The organism is Tissierella praeacuta (assembly GCF_040396155.1).
Taxonomy (GTDB): domain Bacteria; phylum Bacillota; class Clostridia; order Tissierellales; family Tissierellaceae; genus Tissierella; species Tissierella praeacuta_A.
In genome coordinates this window covers 18,340-37,313 of record NZ_JBEBOY010000020.1, presented here as the reverse complement: position 1 = coordinate 37,313, position 18,974 = coordinate 18,340, and the positions used below count along the sequence as shown (strand labels likewise).

Annotated in this window: 14 protein-coding genes; 2 read left to right on the top strand and 12 right to left on the bottom strand. The window is 29.9% G+C overall.

Going from position 1 to position 18,974, the window contains the following annotated elements; genetic code table 11:
• Positions 1–33 precede the first annotated feature (33 nt).
• The 8 genes from ABWP20_RS10850 to ABWP20_RS10815 form a co-directional block, all read right to left on the bottom strand.
• Positions 34–1,122 carry a sugar-transfer associated ATP-grasp domain-containing protein gene (locus ABWP20_RS10850; protein WP_353095822.1) on the bottom strand — a complete coding sequence of 363 codons (1,089 nt, stop codon included), beginning with the start codon at positions 1,120–1,122 and terminating at the stop codon, positions 34–36.
• Between the two features lie 29 nt (positions 1,123–1,151).
• Positions 1,152–2,126, bottom strand: a complete 975-nt coding sequence (locus ABWP20_RS10845) for an ATP-grasp domain-containing protein (protein WP_353095821.1) — start codon at positions 2,124–2,126, stop codon at positions 1,152–1,154.
• Complete coding sequence (locus ABWP20_RS10840) at positions 2,110–3,576, bottom strand: pyridoxal-phosphate dependent enzyme (RefSeq protein ID WP_353095820.1); 1,467 nt, start codon at positions 3,574–3,576, stop codon at positions 2,110–2,112. The genes ABWP20_RS10845 and ABWP20_RS10840 overlap by 17 nt, the downstream gene beginning before the upstream one ends.
• A 35-nt stretch (positions 3,577–3,611) precedes the next feature.
• The gene (locus ABWP20_RS10835) at positions 3,612–4,247 is read right to left on the bottom strand and encodes a sugar transferase (RefSeq protein WP_353095819.1); all 636 of its coding nucleotides are present in this window, start codon (positions 4,245–4,247) and stop codon (positions 3,612–3,614) included.
• A gap of 7 nt (positions 4,248–4,254) precedes the next feature.
• Positions 4,255–5,376, bottom strand: a complete 1,122-nt coding sequence (locus ABWP20_RS10830) for a DegT/DnrJ/EryC1/StrS family aminotransferase (RefSeq protein ID WP_353095818.1) — start codon at positions 5,374–5,376, stop codon at positions 4,255–4,257.
• Positions 5,377–5,387: 11 nt separating this feature from the next.
• On the bottom strand, positions 5,388–6,017 hold the full coding sequence (locus tag ABWP20_RS10825; RefSeq protein WP_353095817.1) for a winged helix-turn-helix transcriptional regulator: 630 nt from the start codon (positions 6,015–6,017) through the stop codon (positions 5,388–5,390).
• A 154-nt stretch (positions 6,018–6,171) separates the two neighbouring features.
• Positions 6,172–6,975, bottom strand: coding sequence for a tyrosine-protein phosphatase (locus tag ABWP20_RS10820; protein ID WP_353095816.1), 804 nt, complete (start codon positions 6,973–6,975; stop codon positions 6,172–6,174).
• Positions 6,972–8,363 (bottom strand): tyrosine-protein kinase domain-containing protein, encoded by a 1,392-nt coding sequence (locus ABWP20_RS10815; RefSeq protein WP_353095815.1) that lies wholly within the window; start codon positions 8,361–8,363, stop codon positions 6,972–6,974. The genes ABWP20_RS10820 and ABWP20_RS10815 overlap by 4 nt, the downstream gene beginning before the upstream one ends.
• Before the next feature lie 194 nt (positions 8,364–8,557).
• Here ABWP20_RS10815 and ABWP20_RS10810 point away from each other — a divergent pair, with 194 nt between their 5' ends.
• Complete coding sequence (locus ABWP20_RS10810) at positions 8,558–8,728, top strand: hypothetical protein (RefSeq protein WP_353095814.1); 171 nt, start codon at positions 8,558–8,560, stop codon at positions 8,726–8,728.
• Here ABWP20_RS10810 and ABWP20_RS10805 read toward each other — a convergent pair.
• Complete coding sequence (locus ABWP20_RS10805) at positions 8,721–10,622, bottom strand: polysaccharide biosynthesis protein (protein WP_353095813.1); 1,902 nt, start codon at positions 10,620–10,622, stop codon at positions 8,721–8,723. The genes ABWP20_RS10810 and ABWP20_RS10805 overlap by 8 nt on opposite strands.
• A 627-nt stretch (positions 10,623–11,249) precedes the next feature.
• Between ABWP20_RS10805 and ABWP20_RS10800 the strand changes: the two genes are divergently transcribed.
• Positions 11,250–11,918 (top strand): hypothetical protein, encoded by a 669-nt coding sequence (locus ABWP20_RS10800; RefSeq protein WP_353095812.1) that lies wholly within the window; start codon positions 11,250–11,252, stop codon positions 11,916–11,918.
• A 54-nt stretch (positions 11,919–11,972) separates the two neighbouring features.
• Here ABWP20_RS10800 and ABWP20_RS10795 read toward each other — a convergent pair whose 3' ends face one another.
• The 3 genes from ABWP20_RS10795 to ABWP20_RS10785 all read right to left on the bottom strand — a co-directional run bounded on the left by ABWP20_RS10795 (position 11,973) and on the right by ABWP20_RS10785 (position 18,684).
• Complete coding sequence (locus tag ABWP20_RS10795; RefSeq protein ID WP_353095811.1) at positions 11,973–13,490, bottom strand: S-layer homology domain-containing protein; 1,518 nt, start codon at positions 13,488–13,490, stop codon at positions 11,973–11,975.
• Between the two features lie 169 nt (positions 13,491–13,659).
• A complete protein-coding gene (locus ABWP20_RS10790) occupies positions 13,660–13,977 on the bottom strand; it encodes a hypothetical protein (RefSeq protein WP_353095810.1) in 318 nt (105 codons plus the stop codon).
• Positions 13,978–14,469: 492 nt separating this feature from the next.
• The gene (locus ABWP20_RS10785; RefSeq protein WP_353095847.1) at positions 14,470–18,684 is read right to left on the bottom strand and encodes a leucine-rich repeat protein; all 4,215 of its coding nucleotides are present in this window, start codon (positions 18,682–18,684) and stop codon (positions 14,470–14,472) included.
• Positions 18,685–18,974: the final 290 nt, after the last annotated feature.

Genomic DNA, 18,974 nt, shown 5'->3' with positions numbered 1-18,974 from the left:
TTATAAAACATTTCGTAGAACAACTTTATTTCCTTAATTTTTACTTCCCTCTAATGTCTTCTTAATAAACACATCTTCTAAAACATCTTCTGTCAAATTTCCGAAAGTTGGTCCACAAGTCATTTGATTTTGTCCTGGACAAGTATTATATTCTATAAAAACAGGATCATTATCGATATCCACCCCAAAATCCCAACCTATTATTTTAAAGTGTGCTAACTTAATGTGTTCTCTTTTTATAGTCTCTATAATTTTTTTATACGATGGTACACTTACATCAGAAAACAGGGTACCATTTGGATGTTTTGAACTCCATTCCGATTTTCTATTAACACCAAACTGATTCAATTTTCCATCATCATTAATTTTACAAGCATAACCTCCAGCACCAACATTATCAACTCTTGATTCACTTCCACCCATCCTTAATATTGCTGATAGTATATGAACCTCACCTTTAAACAACAATGAAACTACTCTTATTGTGTTCAAAGACTTTTCATTTATCTTCGCAAGTGCGGAATGTTGGTTAATAATTTCTTGTGCAATGAAGTTACTATTCAAAGAGTCAAATACACTAAGAATTTTACTATCAGTAACAGTCTCATCGTCAAAAAAACTGATTAATCGTCCTTCTCCACTATCAATTGATGGTTTAATGAGGAATTTCTTATTGTTTAAGCATATATCAACTGCATCATCTTTGGAAATTATATTATAATTTTCATCATAGAATATGCCTGCTATATTCATTACAAAAGTTCTTGGCCTTTTTAGTTCCGAAAACCAAATACTATGCATACACTTATCTTCACAAGCACGACGAAATTGCATATTACTAAAGTAAGGAATTATTTTTCCGAACCACAAATCATCAGGGATATATCTAGGATCTACCTTTCTTGAATCTGCACTATATAAGCTATACCAGTATTCCTTAGGCTTCACATTAAATTGCCTCCAATAAGGCAATACTACTGATTTATATTCTACACTACACTTATAACCTCCATTCATTCGACGTAATCTTTTCCTTGCCGCACGTCTATATTGTATCGCTCGATAATTTGATTCAATTATCCCAAATAAAGTATCCAATCCTTTCCTCGCATTACTTCTCATTGAATTACACCTCACTATTAATTCAGTCCTTAGTCTTTTTTAACCTTCACTTCATTAAACTTCATCATATAAATTCCTTCCTCATACTCACCAATTACATTTTTATTTACATCCCCACTTATATTTTCAATAATCATCTTAGGAATATTGACTCCGCTCTCATATCCATGAGGATAACCACCACCAAAGCGAGGATTTACTTCAGAAATATAATACTCCCCATTAATTTTAAATATATCAATATCGATAATACCTTTAAATCCAGCTTTCTTCACAAATTTCTTAATTAGTTCAAAGAGTTTACCATCTTTTACAGATACCGACTTATCCGTTTCACCAGCCCTCATCTTTATCTTTTCTTTTATAAATATAGCTACTGGTTCACTGGATATCATATCTATATAAACATCAGCACCATATTCAGTTCCATCTATAAACTCTTGTATCATTAAATTATCAAACTGATTAAATAGAATCTCAACTTCTTCTTTTGAATTAACCTTGTTTATATTAATACTGGCACTACCTTTAACTGGCTTTACGAACACAGGATAACTTAATATACCAGATTCAATATCATTGTAAAACTCTTCTTTATTTATGTAGCTCCTTATAGTCGCAAAGTCATTATCAACTAAAAACTTGTACATAGCATACTTATCAAAGCATAATTCTACAATTTCATAATCTGAAACAATAGGTATTACTCCTATATCTAGAAATTCTTGTCTATGTTTGGCTAATAAACTAAGTTCTGGATCAATTAATGATAAGACTCCATTGATATTATTTTCTTTGCAAATTGTAAGAATTATATCTAAATATCCTTCTTCATCCATTCTTGGAACAATGAAGTATTTATCTGCATCATATAAAGCTGGTGCAAGTTCACTGCAATCCGTTGCCATAACTTGTCCCTTTCCTGCTAATTCCTTCCTAAAGTATTGAACTATTTTATTTCTTGTTCCACAACTTAGTATTAGTATGTTAATATAGTCTTTCATTAGCTATTTCCTCCAAATCATCAAAGAACAACGGTGTACCACCTGTATGTATAAATAAAATGTTTTTACCTACAATTCTATTTTTCGTAATATACTCTTTCATTCCCCAAAAGGCTTTTCCTGTATAAGTTGTATCAAGTGGAATTCCATCATCAATAAATACTTCTCTAATAGTTGCCAATATCTCATCATTATAGGCACTATATCCATCCAGTATATAATCATCTACAAACTTAATTTCATTTATATTTAAAATACCTTTCTTTATGCCTTCTAAATAATTATTCACACTATTTAGCACAACTTGACCACCGTAAGGGTTTTTTCTTGCTATACTTACTCCTATAATACTTTTATTGTCATTATTCAATATTTTTCCACATATTAATCCAGCTTGAGTAGTTCCTGTTCCAGATGCATGAAATATATAATCAAAATTAATTCCATTTTCCTTCTCATAATATATAATTTCTTCATATGCATCTACATATGCCTGAGTTCCTATATTCCCATGTCCTCCTCCTTGTATAAAATAAGGTTTATATCCTTTTTTCTTTAATTCTTCTATCTTTCTATTAATTGTTTCTTTTACTTCAGATATAGGACACTTTGTAACTTTACCTCCAAATAACTCTATCATCCTACTATTAGCTGTTACTTTATTTATTTCTAATGGCGATATTATGTAACATGGCAAACCTTTTGAAGATGCTATATTGGCTATAATCCTACAATGATTCGAACTGCTACTACCATATGTAACTACACAATCTGAATTAGTTTTACTTATATCTTCAAAAAATAGAAACGCTTTTCTTGCTTTATTACCTCCAAAAGATATAGGAATGAGATCATCTCTTTTTATATAGAAACTATTACTGTTTAAACGGCTTTTTAATTTCATTATCTGACTTAAACCAAAATAATCAATATTAATTTGCTCTTTATTTAAATAATCTTTTTTGCAAATTCCATATACATATCTATTAACAAGTTTATTACCATTTTTAATATCTTCTCGCAATAAACCTTCTCTTTTAAACCCAATTTTTTCAAATAGTTTTTGTGCTTTTATATTTCCTGTTTCAGTAAATAAATATATTTTATTAATTCCTAGTTCTATAAAAGCATATTTCAAGAGTACGTTAGAGGCTAATTTCGCAATTCCTTTACCTTTGTATTCTGCCTCTCCCAAAACAATATAGTATTCTGCTTTACAATTCTTCTTATCAATAGATAATAATCCAATTAACCCTACCGAAACTCCATCAACTTCTATTACTGCATCATATCTATCTGCTATATCTTTATTTCTAATAAACCAATTCAATGTTTTATCATATTCTAAAGGTAAATCGTAATGAAGAAATTGATTATTATTCTTATCATTAATCCACTTTATTTTATTTGGTATATCCTTTTGTTCAAATTTACGAATAGATATATTCACATTCTCACCTCTTGAAATTTAAATGAATAAAATTGTTAATTAGATAATGTAGATTCTTTGTCTCTTTGGCTCTTCTCTAAATAAATATTTTCAGGCTTGAAGATTTTAATAAAAGTTTTAAATAAAATCTTGATGTCAACCCAAATATTAAATGTATCTACATAATGATTATCCACAACAATTCTTTCATCCCAAGTAACAGAATTTCTAACTGTTACTTGAGTTAGCCCTGTTATTCCTGGTCTCATTGAAAATCTATTTTTTGACCAATCTGGATAATTTTCATATCCTTTATAAGGAAAGTATGTTACTGGTGGTCTTGGTCCTACTAAACTCATCTCGCCCATCAACACATTTAAAAGCTGTGGAAGTTCATCCAAACTAGTTTTACGTAAAATCCTACCAACTTTTGTTATACGACTATCTGATTCGCTCTTCACTGTAAGACCATCACCGATATTTTCAGCATTTAGAACCATGGTTCTAAATTTAAATATTTTAAAAATCTTCCCATTTCTTCCAAGCCTTTCTTGTTTAAAAAATACTGGACCTTTTGATGTTAGCTTTATAGACAAAGCAATAATAAGCAAAACTGGTAAAAGAATAATAGTCCCTACTAAACTTCCACAAAAATCAACTAATCTTTTTAAAAATAAATTTAAACTTCTCACCGTATTATCATCCAATCTGTTTCCAAAGTTTTTTTATTGTTTTTACTACCCTACTCAAATCCTCATCCGTCATCTTGGTATCACTAGGCAAGCAAACCCCATTCTCAAAAAATTTCTGACTAATATCCCCACCAACATAATCATATTTCTCAAAAAACGGCTGCATATGCATTGGCTTCCAAATTGGTCTAGACTCAATATTTTCCTTCTCCAAAGCCTCCATTATATCAATAGGTCTAACTTGTCCACTAAGTACCATACATGATAGCCAATAATTAGGTTTATTCCATTCATTAATAGGCATGAATTCTACACCATCAAGTTCACCTAATTCCCTTTTATAAAACTCAAATATATATTTCTTCTTCTCTATTCTTTTATCTAATACCTTAAGCTGACCTCTACCAATCCCAGCAACTATATTACTCATACGATAATTAAATCCTAACTCACTATGTTGATAATGTCTTGCTTGATCTCTAGATTGAGTTGCCCAGAATCTAACTTTGGCAATTCTTTCTTCATTATCAGATACTAACATTCCACCACCAGAGGTAGTAATAATCTTGTTGCCATTAAAAGAAAATATTCCATAATCTCCAAATGTTCCAGTATGTTTACCCTTATATGTAGTACCAAGGCTTTCAGCTGCATCCTCTATTAAAATTACATTATGTTTCTTGCAAAGTTCTACTATTTTATCCATGTCAGCAGATAGTCCATAAAGATGAACTACTATTACTGCCTTAACATTAGGATATTTTTCAAAAGCTTCTTCTAAGGCATTAGGACAGATATTCCAAGTTTCATAATCACTGTCTATAAATACTGGTATGGCTTTCTCATATATAATAGGATTAGCTGTAGCTGAAAAAGTAAGACTCTGACAAAATACAATGTCTCCTTCTCCTACTCCAGCTGCCTTTAGAGCCATATGTATAGCTGCTGTTCCTGAAGATAATGCTGCAGCATGTCCACTTCCTACCTTCTCAGCTAATTCTTTTTCAAATTCATTTACGTTTTTACCAAGTGGTGCAATCCAATTAGTATCAAAAGCTTCTTGTATATATTCCATTTCATATCCTTCATCACTCATATGGGGTGATGCAAGATAAATTTTTTCTCCCATTGCCTTACCTCCTATCCAAAAAATCTTATCACTTTATTACAATCATATCCTGCTTCTTCAAGTCTCTTTCTTATACTATCTTCATAGGCATAGCTAGTGATAACTATGGCGTCATGGTTATGGCTTTGTACTTCTTCCAATGAAATAATCCTATATCCCATCATCATCTTGCCTTGTAGTGATTTATTATCATCTATTAGCCCCACTATGTTTAATTTAATGCTTTCTCTATCTCTTATTACACTAAGAATAGTCCCTGCGACTTCTCCCGCTCCGTATAACAGTATATTTATATATCCTCTATTCTCTAAATCCCTAATAAATCTTTCAATATTCTCCTTAGCTAATTTATAGAGCTTCATTAGTTCATGTAGATAAGTAATTAGTAGAAAATTTTTTCTCCTTATTCCATCTGACGTTATTTTGTATTTCACTATCTTTTGAGATATGTATTGTCTTTTAATATATCCCTTTTCTTCATAGTCATTTATATATACATTGATCATAGAAGGTGCTGCATTGACGACCTCTGCTAGTTCTTTTTGTGTAGTATCCTCATTATTCTCTATATGTTGAAGTATTGTAAGTTCTTTCAGTTCTGATGTTGGCGTAAAGAACTTAATATCCTTTATAAAGTTCATGTATATCACCTTTCTTATAATCATTCGTTGAACGAACGATTATATTATACCATATTTTGTCAAATCCTGAAAGATAATAATAATCTATTTATCGACATGTATCGACAACATATTTAAGTTTAGTTTAAAAGTTAAAGCCGCCAAAATGGCGACTTTAAGAAATAATGCTTGAAATTTTTTTTAATAATTGTGCTGGCCAAAATAAATGTCTTTTTGCAACGTACTTCATAGGTGTTTTTATATCAATAGCCTTATCTTCCAATAAAAATTTTGGATTCTTATAAGTTAGACACTCTATATCTTCATCAGAGATAATTGATTCTAATTTAGTTAAAGCATTTTTTACTCTAGGTGATCTTCCTCTATTTGTATGTGCATCTGTACCTAAAAAATGAATCATATTATGTTTAAGAAGTATTTCAGCTGTAATTTTGGGTTTCTCTCCATACTTACCTTCTAAACTAGGTAGATTTAGTTGGGCCAATGCCCCCTTATCTATATAATTATATAAAATATTAGGATCTTCTATTATTTTAGCATTCCTCTCTGGATGAGCTATTATTGGAATATATCCTTTTATAAGTAACTCGTAAATTACATTTTCTACGTATAGTGGTATATCAAACATAGGTAACTCTATTAAAATATATCTCGTTCCATTCAATGTGGATACTTTTCCTTCTTCAATAGCCTTTAGTAAATCCATAGATATATAGGCTTCATTCCCTAGAAGGATATCAATATCTAACTTTTCTTTATCTAATTCTTTTCTCAACTCTTCTAAAACTATCCTATTATTTTCTAAAGAAGTATCGACACTTCCTTCGATATAGTGAGGTGTAGCTATTACTGTTTTTATACCACTTTCTATATACATCCTAGCCATTTCAATAGACATCTCCATATCTTTAGAGCCATCATCTACGCAAGGCAATATATGAGAATGAATATCTATCATGCTTTAGCACTCCTTTTCTTCTTTCCGCCATTATCATCCTCACCATAATAATTATAATATTGATATTTGTAATAGGATCTACCCTCTATAGGTACTTTATTTAACACTACACCAATTATATTTGCACTAACTTTATCAAGTAATTCTTTTGCTCGTTTTATGACTTCCACATCAATTTGACCAACTGCTGTAACATATATTAATCCATCAGCTATAGTTGATAAAACAGCACTATCTGTTACTAGTCCCACAGGTGGAGTATCTAATATGATCGTATCATAATCTTCCTTTAGACTCTCCAAAAGATTTCTCATCTTTTTAGAGCCTAGTAGTTCTGCTGGATTTGGGGGTATAGGCCCTGAAGTAAGTATATTAAAATTATCTAAAGATTCGTATTTATGTACTACATCGGATATATTTTTATCTCCCATTAATACATTGGTAATCCCTTGTAAATTACTCAATCCAAAATTTTGGTGAACTTTAGGCTTTCTAAAATCACAATCTATCAAAAGTACCTTTCTATCACTTTGGGCTAGTATAGAAGCTAGATTAGCAGAAATAGTACTCTTTCCCTCAGTAGGCGATGATGATGTAACTATTATTGTCTTTAATTCCCTATCAATACTTGAAAATTGAATATTAGTCCTCAATGTCCTAAACGCCTCTGAAACTGGAGATTTTGGATTTGTTATAGAAATTAGTTGAGATTCTTCATTTCTAACTATCGGAATAGCACCTAATACTGGTAACTCTAAATGCTTTTCCACATCATCCGAAGTTTTTATAGTATTATCTAAAAATTCAAGTAAGAATGCTAAAAATATTCCAGACATTAATCCCAGTACACCTGCTATAGCCATATTTAACATTGGCCTTGGTTTAACTGGACTGTCGGGTATTTGTGCCTCATCTATTACCTGTATATTTTCTACTTTCATAATAGACTTTACACTATCCATGAAAACTTTAGCAGTTTCATTAGCAATATCGGCAGCTAAAGTAGGCTCTTGGTCTGTTACCTGAATTTTAATTATTTCTGTATCCTTAACTAAATTGACACTTACTTTATCTCTAAAAGTATTATATGACAAATCTAGTCCCAAGTTTTCAATTACTTTATCCGTAACTATTCTACTCTTTACTATTTCACCATATGTAGATACAAGCTTTTGATTTAATATAAGGTCATTATAGTCAATCTTGTTTTCCATCTGATAATCCTTTGGTTTTCCTACCATTAAAGTAGTAAAGGTTTGGTACTCTGGATTTAAGATATAGTAACTAACTATACCTGATACAACTACGGCTATTGTAAACAAACTTATTATCAGCATCATCCATTTTCGTAGAATAAAAAACAACTCTCGTAAACTGATTTCTTCCATGATTCCTCTTCCTTCCGTAAAAAACATTTAATACCATTATAGCAGAATATATTAAATATTTCTATCAGCATTATCAGCATTTGTTATATTTGCTACAATAGACCTATATTACTATTTACATCCTCTTAAATTGTAGTATAATATTTATTAGTTCGAGTATTTCGACACATTTCTACATATTAAGGAGGTTTTTTATGGCTACTTTATGTACTGCAGTTAAAAAATTATATAAAAGAAAGTGCTCTAAATCTTATTACAATTCAGATTACATATTGACTGCAAAAGAAAAACAAGTTCTTTTAACTAGTGGATTTATAGTTCTTTTCCCAATATTCATTGCAGCTATCCTCTTTTTATTTAATTAGTATGAGCGGTAGCTGCTACTTCTTTATATCTCAATAATAAGTTCTTCTCAGAAATACTAGATACATTAGGTATATATGGTTTATAGCTAGGAACTATATATGCTAAGGCTTCCTTTATTTTCCCATCATTTGAATCTTTTATTACCTTTTGTAATATTGCTAAATGTCTTTCAAGTTCACTATATCTAAACTCCATTGGTCTTTCGATATATATCTTTTCAAATCTTGTCTTAGTCATTTCCTCTTTATTTAAGAGAATCTCCTCATACAATTTCTCTCCAGGTCTAAGGCCTATAATTTCTATTTTAATGTCTATATCTGGTTCTAGTCCTGAAAGTTTAATTAGATCCCTAGCTAAATCAATAATCTTAACTGGTTCACCCATATCTAAAATGAAAATTTCTCCTCCACTGGCCATAGATCCAGCCTGTAGTACTAATTGACAAGCTTCCGGTATAGTCATAAAATACCTAATAACTCTCTCATCCGTTACAGTAACTGGTCCGCCTTCTGCTATTTGCTTTTTAAATAAAGGTATTACACTACCATTGCTACCTAGTACATTACCAAATCTAACTGCTACGTATTCTGTTTTGCTAATATCATTATAAGTTTGTATAATCATCTCACAAACCCTTTTAGTGGCACCCATTACATTTGTAGGGTTTACTGCTTTATCTGTAGATATCATAACAAATCTATTTACCCCATATTTATCTGCAGCTTGTACTACATTTAATGTGCCAAAGATATTATTTTTTATAGCTGCCTTTGGATTATCTTCCATTAGAGGTACATGTTTATGTGCTGCAGCATGAAATACAACATGCGGCCTTTTTTCATCAAATATTTCCTCAATTCGCTTCTTATCTCTTACAGATGAAATAAGTACAGTTAGTTTTAAATCCTTATACATTTTTAAGAGTTCATTTTGAATATCATATGCGTTATTTTCATAAATTTCTAATATCATTAGTTCACTAGGTTTAAACTTAGCAATTTGTCTACATAGCTCAGAACCTATGGACCCTCCTCCGCCAGTAACCAATATTCTCTTGCCACTAATAAAAGATGATAATCCCTCTAAATCAAGTTTGACTTCATCTCTGCCAAGTAAGTCTTCTATCTGAACATCACGTATTTTTGTGCCATCTATCTTCCCATCTATAAGTTCATACACTCCTGGTAAGATTCTAGTTTTACATTTAGTATCTTTACATTCATTTAGTATCTCTTTTCTATCCTCCGCCTTAGCTGAAGGCATCGCTATAATTATTTCATCTATACTATACTTCTTACATACTTTTGCTATATCTTTTCTATTCCCTACTACCGGAATACCATTTATATGCTTTCCCTTTTTCTTTGGATTATCATCTATAAAGGCTATTGGCTTACTTCTAAGGTTGTCATGGTTTCTTAATTCCTTTAATACCATAACCCCTGCAGCTCCTGCTCCAATTATAAGTATCTTCTTCCCATCCCCTATACTACTTATACCATATTTTATTCTCCTAATTATTCTATAAAAAAATCTGCTTCCACCTACTAATGCCATATCCATTATAGGAGTTGTAAGATAAATACTCCTAGGTATTTCTGCATTAACAATAATCAAAAATATTATAGATAATGCATTTGCAATAATAGTAGCGCTTACTACTTCTATCATTTCATCGATACTGGCATATTCCCATAAACTCTTATACAGTTTGAAAAGACAGAATATCACGATTTTAATTATAGTGATTATAACCATGTATTTTATCAGTATGTTTCTCTTTTCAAGAATAGGAGTAAGCTCGTCAAATTTAATATAAAATGCCAATATATAAGAAACATTTACGGCAATAATATCAATAAACATTAAAAAAATGGCTCGTCTATTTCTCATCCTCATCACTCTTTATCCTTTTATATTTAGTACTTTTTATGAGTTTAGTACTATCCTCATTTAGTTTGGTGTTTCTCCGATATTCTTTAAAAATACTACACATTTATTGATCTTATGAACTTTACATTAATAGTATCAGAAAATTTAAATACATCCTTTTGTATGTTCTGTTTGATTTTCTTATCTACAGCGTAATCCCAAATTTTTCTATCTCATTCAAATAATAACTCCTTTGTTAATATCGACCCATACTCTTAATTTATTAATTATAATACTTATTAATTTCTATCTTTTTTTCCTTTAATATATGTACATGTATTATTGACATAATGGCTAGATTTCCTCTAATAACGTCTATTGTTATGTTAGTCTTTTTCCTTTAAATAAGTTTCTATTAATTTTCTTAAAGAAATCTCTCTCATATGTCTTTTATCTTCCATTTTAATCTCCTTTCACCTATAACTAGGTATTAATTCCTATTTATATAATAACAAATTTTCCCATTGTATGCCATATATTTACAAAATTTAATAATTATAACATATACGTTACAATTTACAAAGTTAGATTGTAGATTTATTCATTTCTATGATATAATGTTTTTATTATATTATAGGAGTTGATGTAGTGAAGAAAAGCAGAAAAAACAAATTGATTTTAATAGGAATATTAGCCATTATTTATATTATAATTGCTGTAAACTTTCATAAAATTAGATTCGCATTAAGCCTCCTACGCTTATATGGTAAAGAGAAAAAAATTGAATCTTCAATAGAGGATGATACTAATATTGAGAATAACATACCCGTTGTTGATAATCCAATTAAAAATATATTAAATTCTGTAGATAATGTGGATAAACCTGAAAATACTGAAGACGGAACGAATGGTACTGTGGATAAGGTTGATACTGTAAATGAGGAAAAGAAAGAAATAACTAACAAGGATACTAAGAAATCCTATATCAGCATAATTAATGAATATAATATTATATTTGAAGATTTAAAATCTACTTTTGAATCTGAATTAAATGCTCTCATTAAAGAAAGTATTAAAGAATATTCCAAGGGTGAAACATCCAATTCTAAATTAGCAAATAAATATTTATCTATTGGATCTGACCTAGAAAAATCTAGTGATGAGAAGTTCAATAAAATATTAAAAGAAATGGAAAAAGAGCTTAAAAATAATGGACATGATACTTCTATTGTAAAAGATATAAAAGAATATTATACTAGCTTTAAAAATGCTAAGAAAATGGATTTAATTGCTCGAGGCATGAAACGTGTAAAATAAAGACAGGCTTATTCTCATTTGGAGAATAAGCCTGTTGTCATCTATATAGTTTTTTTACAATTCTATTTTTATTTCATATTCCCCTTTAGCTTTTTCATATTCTGCATATAAATCAGGTAATGATTTAGGATCATATCCATTTGATTTTAATTCTGATTCTAGATCAGATACAATTGAAGAAACAGCAGTATCTGTGTTGGATTCTAAAGCCCTTGCTTTAGGTTCATAAGTTTTATATATTTGTTTAAGAGATTTTCCCTCTTTTATTTCTTTTTGAGCTTGTGATACAAGTGAATCTAATTCTTTATTAACATTAGCTTGTAATTCTTCTAGCTTAGTTCTATATTTTGATACTATTGATTCTTCACTTGGTACCTCTGGTTTAGTTTTATTATCTGATGATCCTGATTTAGATGAATCATCGGATTTGGTTGAATCAGATTTTAATTTCTCTATCTTACCATCTTTTACTTTAACCTTAGTATTAGCCTCTATAGTTTCTCCATTTAATTTTATTTTTTCCTTGGCTGCTACAGTTTCGATTATTCCTTTAGATTCAACAGTTACATCTTTGCTTACTATATCAAGTCTATTTATAGATACTCCTTTTTCTAAAGAAATTTCCACCTTCCCATCTAATTCTACTGATTCTATTTGCGTCCCATTTGTTAACTCTAGTTTCACTTTATTTGCAGTCTTAATTTCCTTAGCTGTTGTATTTTCAAATGATACTCTTACTAATCCTTGTTGTTTATCTGCAACAACTTTATTAAGTTTGGAGTTCTTAATGACTATTCCATTAGTTCCTCCTCCGTTAATCCTTACCTCACCTTTCACCACTACATTATCTAAAGTTATATTTCCTTCACCTATACCTTCAGTCAAATAAAGATTGCCTTCTATGGTTATATCTTTTAATATTACATCAGATGCATTAATTACAAGATTTGTATTTATATTTTTAGATATAGTACCTGCTGCATTGACTATTTCGCCTGAAATATTATGAAGAATCTTTACAACTTCAGCCCTTGTAATATCTCCCTTTGGATTAAAGCTTCCATCTGGTAATCCATTAATGAAGTTATTCTTCTTTAATCCACCAATAACTCCCCTAAGTTCTTTTGAAAATAATGCATTATCAGTAAACTCTACCGCTGCCGAAGTATCTTCTTCAATATTAAAAACTACACTAAGTATTCTAGCAACTTCTTCTCTAGTAATATTCTCTCTAGCATTTAACTTTTCACTAGATAATATGTATTTAGCCTTTAATCCCTTTTGAACTTCTTCATAATACCAATCTGCTGTGGTTACATCTTTAAATTTAATTTCATCTTTTTCAGTATAACCCATTAAACCATTTATTACCTTATAGAATTCTGATTTACTCATATTGTTAGTAGGTCTAAAAGTTCCATCTTGATATCCACCTATAATACCCTTTTCTCTCATATAGTTGATCTCATTCTTTGCCCAACTATTTTCATAATCACTGGCTTGTCCAAATGATATAGTTCCAGTTGAAACAACTATTGTCAAAACAATGAATAACGACAATATCTTTTTCATATAAGTTCCTCCCTTTTCCTGTTATTTATGGTAATCTATACATAAAATAATTATACCATTGGAGTACAATAAAGTCTATTTGATATCTTAATTGTCATAATAATTTAATTAAATAAATATATAAAAAAAGATTTATGGATTAATCCATAAACCTTTTTATGTTTGTTAGTTAGATTTCTTCAAATCTTACACTAAACTTATTTTCTGTACCGTCTTCTTCTACAGTAACTTCTACCTCATTGCCGTAATCTTTAGTTATTTCCTTATTAGTTGTAAGTCTGATAACATTATCTTCTTCTACTAATGTAATACCATGTTTTTTAAGTTTTTCTTTTAAGTCTTCTTGGGCAATTACAAAGTTACCAACTTTTACGCTTTTAATTATAACAGCTTTTTCAAATTCTACTTCAACTTCTTTTATAGTTTGACCTTGAGTATATTCTATCACTACTGTATTATTATCTACATCTACTATTTTGCCATCCATTTTTGCAATAGGATATTTTACTTCTGGTTCTTCACCATTCCGTGTCTATCCCCAGAAAGATTTCGACCGGTCCTCACCATACGTGCCACTTTCATGGCATACAGCGATTCCTCGATAATATATGTGTTTTATATATATAATCATTGACTATAATATCCCCCAATATTAAGTCAATGTTAATACCACTATGATTTTTTGTTGAATAAATTAATTTATGTCTCTAATAATTCTATTATTCTTTTGCTTATTATATTCCAATTTTTACCTATGGTTATATATTAACAGATTTTGTATCCAAAGTCTATACTATATAATTAAATTTATTCGACATCATTCAACATTTGTTCGTTTTCGATTATTTTATAGAAGTAATTTATAAATTAATCTCTTATAAATTATAGCATAAAAGGTCTAGAAATATTATAACATAAGTATTCCTAGACCTTTCTTTATCTATTTATGAATAATCATAATAGAAATTAATTTATTAACCTATGCAGCTGGATTATCTATTACTTCTTCTATTGCTTCAGAATCAGTTTCAGTTTCTTCCACTTCTTCTGAAACAGTACCTGGTTCCTCTACTGCTTCTGAGTCGGTCTTTGACTCTTCCACTGCTTCTAAGTCAGTACTTGATTCTTCTACTGCTTCTGATAAAGTTTCTATAGCACTGTTGATATTTTCCACAGCAGTCTTTACTTCTTCTAAGGTAGCATCAGGCTTTTCATTTAATTCTTTTGCAGCTTTAATTGCTTCTTGCAATGTTTGTACTTTATCTTCTGATTTTCCTTCTATACCTGCTTTCTCTGCTCTTTCGATAGCTTCAATTAATATAGAATATATTAATTTTATATTCTCATTTTTATCAAAAGCACCCTTCCCAATAGTTTTTATGCTTCTTGGAATTGTTACAAATTCTAATCTATTAGTTTTAAATGCACTTTTATCTATAAACTCTATACCTTCTTCAAGTATTAAACTAGTTAATGTACCGTTATAAAATGCCTCTTTTTCTATTGTCTTTACACTTCCAGGAATTGTTACAGATTTCAAGCCATGAGACCAAAATGCACGATTACCTATTATGGTAACAGTATTAGGAAGCGTTAATTTTTTTAGATTCTTATTAGTAGAAAATGCTGCCCCACTTATTTCTTTTACACCTTCTGGAATATCTAATTCTTGTATATTATTAAGAGAAAATGCACCATTTTCTATAATTTCTATATTCTTAGAAAGTTTTACACTTGTCATAGCACTATTATTACTAAATGAACCTTTTCCAATATTCTTAACACTGTCCGGTATTATTAAATTTTCAATATTATTACTATTGAATGCTTGGTCTCCTATATCAGTTACCGTATCCGGAATCACTACAGAAATTAACTCTTTCCCTTTAAAAGCTTCTGCACCTATCTTTGTTATTTCTTCTCCACTTTCATTTGTTTTAGGCAAAATTAAACTTTTATTAGTTTCTAATTTTGCTTCTCCACTTTCAGAAAATCCTATTATAGATGTTCCTTCATATGTGAAATCTATGGTTTCCCAAGTTCCATGTTCTTCTGGAACTTCCGGTTCTTCAGTATCTGTAGGCAGCTCTGGTTCCTTTATTCCTTCATTTACTAATAAATCTACAAATATCTTTATAGACTTTAAGGTTTTATTAGCATCTGAAGTTGGGTTAACTAACTCTTCTGAAAACGGTTTATAAGTTGCATAAGCTTTATATCTCTCCGCTTTACTGCCATCATATCCTTCAATTTCACATTCTAAGAAATCTGTTGGATATTCTATTTCTTTCATATCTTTATATTCCATATAAGTCACACGAGTTTTTATATCTTCATTTAATTTTTTAATAATATTCTCTTGACTCGTTCCAATCTCTACTTCAACTGTTTTTGATAAATTTAAATTGATACCTCCATTTTCACCTTTATTATTCAAAAATGCATTCCAAACAAAGGTTTCTAAACTTTGAGGAATTTCTAAAGATTCTAGTTGGTTATTTGTAAAAGCTTGTTCTCCTATTCTAGTTAAGCCTTCATGAAGTATTACAGATGATAATCTGTTATTCATAAATGCTGACCCATCTATATTTGTAACACTATTTGGTATTTCCACAAACGATAGTTCATTCTCTCTAAAACAATACTTGCTTATAGTCTTAAGATTATCGGAAATCTTTATAGATTTCAATTTATTTTTTTCAAATGCATAGGCATCTATAAAAGTAACGCTATCAGGAATGTCTACGGACTGTAACTGATTATTAGCAAATGCACTTAGCCCTATACTTTCTACCCCTTCTGGTATTATAATAGAAGTTATTTGGTTTTTTAAAAATGCTCCTGGTCCTATATCCACTAAATTTTGTGGAAGTTCAACAGATGTTAAGAGATTATTAGCAAATGCTTGTTTACCTATAGTCTCTACAGTATCTGGAATTGTTATAGAAGTTAATTTCTTTCCTGCAAATACACTTTTCCCAATGGAAGTAACAACTTCTCCATTAATCATCTCTGGTATAACTACATCTTTTGCAGTTCCATTGTATTTAGTAATTGTACCATTTGAAAATTCAAAGTCAGGTTTTTCTTTAACAATGACTTCAACTTTTATTTCTAGCTTTTCTCCTGCCATTCCTTTTGGCAAATCATATGAACCTATGAAAGTGTATTCTCCTGATTCTTCTGAATTATAATCATCATTTGACCATTCTACCTCTACTTTCTCTGTATCACCATTGTTTAGTCTTAATTCTATAGTTGCTGGTAACTTTATACTTTCTTTTATAGTTCCATAATCTACCTCTATTGTTTGTATTTCTTTTATAGATTCCACAGATAACATAATTATTCTATGATAGTTTGAGTTTTGAAATAAACCATTATTTTCTGGGTCTACTTTAGATAAAAATATATGAACTTTATTATTATCATTTCCATATCCTTCGTTAGATTTAAAAGCTTCTTCATGAATCTTATTTACTTCCATTAGTATAGTTATAGATATCAACTTATTGTTATGAAATGACAGACTATCTAAACATAATTTTTCATTTCCTTCAGGGAATGTAAGGGATATTAGCTCATTATCAGCAAATCCTTGATTTCCTACTTTTTGTAAAGTTCCTGGAAAATCTACATATTTTAAATTGTTTTTGTAAAATGCATAAGTCAATATTTCTCTTACACCTTCAGGAATTTTTACTTTATTTAATTGGTTTTCTCTAAATGCACCTGCATCGATTACTAGACCATTTAAGCCTTCTGGAATTATAAGACTAGTTAATCCTTTATTTGCAAATGCTGTCGTTCCAATATGAGTTATGTTTTCCCCCTGTGGATTTGTCTTAGGTAGAATTAAATCTTTATTAGTTTCTAATTTTTCCATTCCACCTTCAGAAAATCCTGTTATAGTTGTTGCATCATAAGTGAAGTCTTCTACTGTCCAAACATCATCTTGTATATCTTCAGACTCTTCTTTTACTATTATGTTTGTTGTTACTTCAAGCTTTATTTCAGGATTTGATTGAATTATTCCATTTGGTAGTTCAAATACACCTACTGCTGTATAACTACCTGATATTTCTCCATTATAATTGTCAAGTGACCAATTTAATTCTACTTCATGTTCCTTATTATTAGAGTCAATTATAAAAGTTTTTGTAGCCAGTCTATCAATCACCATATCTTTAGCTGTGCCAAAATTTACTGCAATTGAACTTACTTTTCCTATAGATTTAATAGTAACTTCTTCCACTATATCTTTCTTCTTACATGGAATAGCTAGTGTGTTCTCTTTATTGTCTAAATCTATAGATATTGGATTTATATCACTTGGCTCATATTGATTATCGCTATATTGAGGAATTATTTCTATACCTTTATCTCCTATGTGTAAATATTCATCTGTTGATGGATTTTTAAACATAGTTTCTTCTTTTAAAACATTGCCTTCAAACACATAATTTATAATCAAATTTGCAGGATTAATTACATGGTATTTAGATTCTTGTAACTCATTTGTATTATCATAACTTGGTGTAAATAAATGAACTAAGCCATCATGTCCTAAGTTCTTGAAAAAACCATTACTATGAAGTTCTTTTAGACTTCTTGGAATCTCTACATCTTTTAATTGATTATTTGCAAAAGCAGAGTCATCTATTTTTTCAACACCTTCTTCAATAATTACTGAATTTAGAAGTTGATCATGCCATGTATTATTAAAAGCTCTTTTCCCTATGATTTTAACATTTCCTGGTATGGTTACTGATGTTATTTTATTACTAGCAAATGCACGAGGGCCTAATTCTTCCACAGTTTCAGGAATTGTTATATTTCTAAACTCATTGTTATTAAATCCAGATAAATATTTTAATGTATTAGGTAATTTAACTTCAACTAATTCATTATCACTAAAAGCCTTTTCATCTATTCTAGTTACTCCCTCTGGGATTTCTACATATTTTAACTTGTTAAAACCAAAAGTCGTTGGTATAACTGTAAGTCCACTAGAAAGCTTTAGCTCTGATATTTCATTAAGAGTAAATGCCCCACCTTCTAATTCTGTTACACTATCTGGTATAACTAAAGATTGTAGTTTATTACCATTGAATGCTGATCCTTTGATAGTAGTTACACTATCTGGAATATCTATAGATGTTAAAGCATTGTATCGAAATGCATCTTTTCCTATGACTTTAATAGTACTTGGTAACTTTACAGAGTTTATACCTACTTTTGGATCTGCTTTATTGCTAAAATCTTCTATTAAAAATGCCCCATCTCCAATTTCTGTTATTGCTTCTCCTTTTTCATTAACTAAAGGTAATATTAAATTTTTATTACTCTTAAACTTTTCTTTCCCTATATTGGAAAAACCAGTTATAGATGTACCTGAGTAAGTAAAATCTTTTACTCCCCATTTTACTATGCCATTCCTTACCTATCCCGTTGGATTTTGGCAGGTCTACACCGTACATGCGA